This window comes from Mesorhizobium sp. M8A.F.Ca.ET.181.01.1.1 (assembly GCF_004792025.1).
Classification (GTDB): Bacteria; Pseudomonadota; Alphaproteobacteria; order Rhizobiales; family Rhizobiaceae; genus Mesorhizobium.
The window spans coordinates 1-5,937 of record NZ_SRTV01000028.1; the positions used below are offsets into that span (position 1 = coordinate 1).

General features: G+C 62.6%; 3 protein-coding genes. 2 read left to right on the forward strand and 1 reads right to left on the reverse strand.

Annotation, left to right across the window (positions count from 1 at the left end):
* Nucleotides 1–332 precede the first annotated feature (332 nt).
* Together EN824_RS33360 and EN824_RS33365 are read left to right on the forward strand one after the other, a co-directional pair.
* Nucleotides 333–725, forward strand: a complete 393-nt coding sequence (locus tag EN824_RS33360; protein ID WP_135933153.1) for a RidA family protein — start codon at nt 333–335, stop codon at nt 723–725.
* Nucleotides 726–948: 223 nt separating this feature from the next.
* Nucleotides 949–1,989 carry a branched-chain amino acid ABC transporter substrate-binding protein gene (locus tag EN824_RS33365; protein WP_189343779.1) on the forward strand — a complete coding sequence of 347 codons (1,041 nt, stop codon included), beginning with the start codon at nt 949–951 and terminating at the stop codon, nt 1,987–1,989.
* Nucleotides 1,990–2,084: 95 nt separating this feature from the next.
* On the opposite strand, the gene carB is transcribed toward EN824_RS33365, so the two are convergent.
* Nucleotides 2,085–5,588, reverse strand: coding sequence for a carbamoyl-phosphate synthase large subunit (gene carB / locus EN824_RS33370; RefSeq protein WP_127278035.1), 3,504 nt, complete (start codon nt 5,586–5,588; stop codon nt 2,085–2,087).
* Between the last annotated feature and the right edge of the window lie 349 nt (nt 5,589–5,937).

Here is a 5,937-nt window from a genome sequence, read left to right on the forward strand (position 1 = left end):
GGGCCCCAGCTCATCCACGGTTTAAGCCACCTGAGGGGTGACGGGCTCTCGACCGCCGCCACGGATCAGGCAAGCACCTGGTCCGTGGCACCCTCAACAATGCACGATTCCAAACACACAAGGGGTGTTCCAGCTTGGCGCCGCGTTCATGCCGGGCAGCACCTCAGGGTGAAAACGGACGAAACCAGCAACGTCTCGTTCCTTCACGCACCCCTCATCCGTCTCGGCGCTTCGCGCCGATCCACCTTCTCCTACAAGGGGAGAAGGAAGAACGGCGCTGGCGTTCCGTCGCCGCCACGCTAAGCTCCCCGCGAAACCCAGGGAGCACACCCATGAAAAAACAAGTCATCGAAGTCGCCGTCATGTCGGACAAGGTGCGGGCGCTCGGCCTGCCTTGTTCGACAGCGGTGAAGGCCAACGGCTTCGTGTTCATCTCGGCGACGCCGCCGGTCGACATGGTGACCGGCGAGATGGTGCGCGGCGACATCGAGGTCCAGACCGAGGCGTCGCTGAAAGCGCTGAAACACTGCCTGGAAGCGGCCGGCACCTCGCTGGAGAATGTCGTGATGGTGCGCATCTACGCCGTCAATTCCGGCTTCTACAACGTGATAAACAGGGTGTATGCCCGGTATTTCAGCGAGAACCCGCCGGCACGGAGTTTCGTGCCGGTGGCGTCATGGCCGATGGAGTTCGATATCGAGATTGAGTGCGTGGCGGTGGGGTGAGGGGCGCACTACAAGATTCCGTTCGCTGCGGCGGAGACCTTCAATTTGCTGAAAGCGCATGTTATCTTTCTCTTTTGGAAGGCTACTTTCTAAATACCTTTCTGGGGCGGAAATGCGTAGTTTTTGGCTTGGGCTTCCTCGGCTTTTTACAATATTGGCCTTGGGCCTGTTGGCGGCGTCAACGGCTCCTCAATCAGCGGCCGCGGCTTGCCCTGATATTCCCATGGCCGTGGCCGGCCCCATGACGGGAGATTGGGCCGTTTACGGCGAGGAAATGCGCCGTGGCGCTCAACTCGCAGCAGACGACATCAATGCCAAAGGTGGGATTGGGGGATGCAAGATAGCGCTTGTCGTCCTTGATGATCAGGGCACCCCGGATACCGCCATCGGCATTGCCAAGGCATTTGCTAGGGACAGAGTTCGCTTTGTTGTTGGCCACTACAATTCAGGGTCTTCAATTCCAGCTTCGCAAATTTACGCCAAGAACAATACTTTGATGGTCAGTCCAGCATCCACAAATCCCGGGCTTACCGAATTCAAGCTCTGGAATGTTGTTCGCACAGCGGGGCGTGACGATGTTCAAGGGACGTTTGCCGGCGAATACATGGCGGATCATTTCGCAGCTCGGAATCTGGCCATCGTAAGTGATGGTACGCCCTATGGAGACGGCTTGGCGAACAAGGCCCGGAAGGCGCTGCGAGCAAAGGGGCATCCTGAAAAGCTGGCTATCAAGGTTAGATATGATCAGACCAATTTTGGAGACCTGATCGGCAAAATGAAAGCCGCGAAGATCGACGTTGCGTTCTTTGCCGGGTTGGGGGACCAGTTGGGTCGGCTTATTCGTCAAAGTGACGAGGCTGATATGCACCTGCAATTCATCTCCGGTGACGGAGCCATGGTCAAGGGTCTGACTGGCTTGGCCGGGCCGGCTGTTCAGGGGACCCTGATCGTGTTTTCCCCCGAGGACCGGTCCAATCCAGCTGCAAAGGATGTGGTTGCGCGTTTTCGCTCTCAGGGGTTCGAGCCCGAGGCTTATACGTTGAAGTCCTATGCCGCCGTCCAGGTCATCGCCGGAGGTATCGAGATGGCAGGAGTCCAAGCGCCGAGGCTCGTCGCCGCCGCCATAAAATCAGGCAAGCCGATTTCGACCGTATTGGGCGATCTGACGTTCGACGCGAAAGGCGATCGGCGCCAGCCTGATGTGGCGATGTATGTCTGGACGAAACAGGCGAACGGTGGCCTGTCGTTGGAGCCGATGAAATAGGGCCGCTTGGCAGTCCCAACTTGAGATGTGAGCGCTGCCCCTCATCCGCCTGCCGGCACCTTCTCCCCGTGAACGGGGAGAAGAGAGCTAATCGCCTAAGCAAAATACTCCTGCAGCGGCCTGACCTCCAGGCTCCCAGCCTTCAACGCCGCGATCGCCTCCGCCACGGCCGCTGCGCCCGACAGCGTCGTGTAATACGGCACCTTCTGCATCAGCGTTGCCCTGCGTAGCGACTTCGAGTCCGACACCGCCTTCTGGCCGTCCGTGGTGTTGAAGACGATCTGGACCTGGCGGTTGCGGATGGCGTCCTCGATGTGGGGGCGGCCTTCGAGCACCTTGTTGATCTTTTCGGCGACCACGCCGTTTTCGGCGAGGAAGCGGGCGGTGCCCGAGGTGGCCAGCACCTTGAAGCCGAGGCCGGCCAGGCGCTTGACCGCCGGCAATATGCCTTTCTTGTCCTCGTCGCGCACCGAGACGAACAGCGTGCCGGAGCGCGGCAGGTCGACGCCGGCGCCGAGCTGGCTCTTGGCGAAGGCGAGCGCGAAGTCGCGGTCGAGGCCCATGACCTCGCCGGTCGAGCGCATTTCCGGGCCGAGCAATATGTCGACGCCGGGGAAGCGGGCGAAGGGGAAGACGGCTTCCTTGACCGCGATGTGGCCGGGATTCCTGGGGTCGGGCATGGCGCCGTAATGGGAGAAGGCGTCTTCCAGCGTCTCGCCGGCCATGATGCGGGCGGCGATCTTGGCGATGGGCCGGCCGATGGTCTTGGCGACGAAGGGCACGGTGCGCGATGCCCGCGGGTTGACCTCCAGCACATAGACCGTGCCGTCCTTGATCGCGTACTGCACGTTCATCAGCCCGCCGACATTGAGCGCGCGGGCGAGCGCCGCCGTCTGGCGCTCCAGCTCGTCAACCAATTCCGAAGGCAGCGAGTGAACGGGGAGCGAGCACGCCGAGTCGCCGGAATGGATGCCGGCTTCCTCGATGTGTTCGAGAATGCCCGACACGAAGGTCGCCTTGCCGTCGCAGAGACAGTCGACGTCGACCTCGATGGCACCCGAGAGATAGGTGTCGAACAGCAGCGGGTTCTTGCCGAGCAGCGTGTTGATCTGGCCGGTCTTGTCGTTGGGGTATTTCTGCTTGATATCCTCCGGCACCAGGCCGGGCACGGTGTCGAGCAGATAGGTCTGCAGCATGCCTTCGTTGTAGATGATCTGCATGGCGCGGCCGCCAAGCACATAGGAGGGGCGCACCACCAGGGGGAAGCCGAGCTCGCCGGCGACGGTGCGGGCCTGCTCGACCGAATAGGCGATGCCGTTCTTCGGCTGACTGAGGTTGAGCTTGTGCAGGAGTTTCTGGAAACGGTCCCGGTCTTCGGCCAGATCGATCATGTCGGGCGAGGTGCCGAGGATCGGGATGCCCGCCTTCTCCAGCGCATCCGCCAGCTTCAGCGGCGTCTGGCCGCCGAACTGGACGATGACGCCGATCAGTTCGCCCGAGGCCTGCTCGGCGCGCAGGATCTCCAGCACGTCCTCCGCCGTGAGCGGCTCGAAATAGAGCCGGTCCGAAGTGTCGTAGTCGGTCGAGACGGTTTCGGGGTTGCAGTTGATCATGATCGCTTCATAGCCGGCGTCGCGCAGCGCGAAGGCCGCGTGGCAGCAGCAATAGTCGAACTCGATGCCCTGGCCGATGCGGTTCGGCCCGCCGCCGAGGATGACGACCTTCTTGCGCGCAGAGACCTGCGCCTCGTTGGCGAGCGCGCCGGCGAAAGGCACTTCATAGGTCGAATACATGTAGGCGGTCGGCGAGGCGAACTCGGCGGCGCAAGTGTCGATGCGCTTATAAACCGGATGAACGTCGAGCTTTTCACGAATCTTCTGAACGACTTCGGCGTCGGTCTTCGTCAGCGACGCGAGGCGGGCGTCGGAGAAGCCCATGGCTTTCAGCATGCGCAGATTGACGGCGTCCTCAGGAATGCCGTGCTCGCGGATGCGGGCCTCCATGGCGAGAATGCCGGCGATCTGTTCGAGGAACCACGGGTCGATCTTGCACATGGCGTGCACGTCTTCCAGCGAGGTGCCCATGCGGATCGCCTGCGCCACCATGCGCAGCCGGTCCGGCGTCGGGGTGCCCAATGCGGCGCGGATGGCGTTGCGGTCGTCGGCGTGGTTGGCCGCCACGGCGCCGTGGCCGAGGCCGGGGATCTCGATCTCGTCGAGGCCGGTGAGGCCGGTTTCCAGTCCGCGCAGCGCCTTCTGCAGCGATTCCTGGAAAGTGCGGCCGATGGCCATGACTTCGCCGACCGACTTCATGGCGGTGGTCAGCACCGGCTCTGCGCCGGGGAACTTTTCGAAGGCAAAGCGCGGGATCTTCGTCACGACATAATCGATCGACGGCTCGAACGAAGCCGGCGTCGCGCCGCCGGTGATGTCGTTCTCCAACTCGTCCAGCGTGTAGCCGACGGCGAGCTTGGCGGCGATCTTGGCGATCGGGAAACCGGTCGCCTTGGAGGCAAGCGCGGACGAGCGCGAGACGCGCGGGTTCATCTCGATGACGACGAGGCGGCCATCGGCCGGGTTGACGGCGAACTGCACGTTGGAGCCGCCGGTCTCGACGCCGATCTCGCGCAGCACCGCGATCGAGGCGTTGCGCATCATCTGGTATTCTTTGTCAGTGAGCGTGAGGGCAGGGGCGACGGTGATGGAATCGCCCGTATGCACGCCCATCGGGTCGATGTTCTCGATCGAGCAGACGATGATGCAATTGTCCGCTCTGTCGCGGACGACCTCCATCTCATACTCCTTCCAGCCGAGCACGCTTTCCTCGATCAGCACTTCGGTGGTCGGCGAGGCATCGAGGCCGGACTGGACGATGTCGTAGAATTCGGCCCTGTTGTAGGCGATGCCGCCGCCGGTGCCGCCCATGGTGAAGGAGGGGCGGATGATGGCGGGAAGGCCGACATGGTCGAGCGCCTGGGCGGCGATCGCCATGCCATGGCTGATGTAGCGCTGCTTGCGGTCGCCTTCGCCGAGGTTCCAGCGGGTTTCCAGCGCATCGAGCGCGGCGTCGAGATTGTCGGGCTTTTCGGCCTTCAGCGCGGCGCGCTCGGCTTCGTGCGTCTTGCGGTCGGCGTTCTTGACGTCGGTGGCGTTGGCCAGCATCGACTTCGGCGTTTCGAGCCCGATCGTCTTCATCGCCTCGCGAAACAGAGCGCGGTCCTCGGCCTTGTCGATGGCATGGGCGTCGGCGCCGATCATCTCGACATTGTAGCGCTCGAGCACGCCCATGCGGCGCAGCGACAGCGCGGTGTTGAGCGCGGTCTGGCCGCCCATGGTCGGCAGCAGCGCGTCGGGCCGTTCCTTGGCGATGATCTTGGCCACGACCTCGGGGGTGATCGGCTCGATATAGGTGGCGTCGGCCAGTTCCGGGTCGGTCATGATGGTGGCCGGATTGGAATTGACCAGGATGACGCGGAAGCCTTCTTCCTTCAGCGCCTTGCAGGCCTGGGTGCCGGAATAATCGAACTCGCAGGCCTGGCCGATGACGATGGGGCCGGCCCCGATGATCAGGATCGACTTGATGTCGGTGCGTCTGGGCATGTCTGTGAATTCCGTTCGGCAGCGGGCTTGCACAAAAAACCGGGACGGGAAGACCCGGCCGGTTGTGCTCGCGATTCTGGTATCAGGCTAGGAGGGCCTTATAGGGAAGAGTTTTGCCCGATGTAACCCCGAAAATGCGGGTTTGTGTGGGGTTTTACGGCCGGGGCAAAGGCGTTGGGTTTGAATTGGTACCTTGCGGGGCGTTTGCGCTGCCCCTCACCTGCCTGCCGGTGTCCAGCCGATAGATGGGTAACAGATTGAACCGGATACATAGGTAACAGTTCTCCCCCTATGCATCCGCCGCAGCGCCAAGCGGTTTGGTTGGCGCGGCGCTGCGGCGGACGAGCTT

Bases quoted from the DNA above. Each gene is read 5' to 3' on its own strand.
- EN824_RS33360 (WP_135933153.1), top strand. From the start codon at position 333: ATGAAAAAACAAGTCATCGAAGTCGCCGTCATGTCGGACAAGGTGCGG.
- carB (WP_127278035.1), bottom strand. From the start codon at position 5,588: ATGCCCAGACGCACCGACATCAAGTCGATCCTGATCATCGGGGCCGGC.
- EN824_RS33365 (WP_189343779.1), top strand. From the start codon at position 949: ATGGCCGTGGCCGGCCCCATGACGGGAGATTGGGCCGTTTACGGCGAG.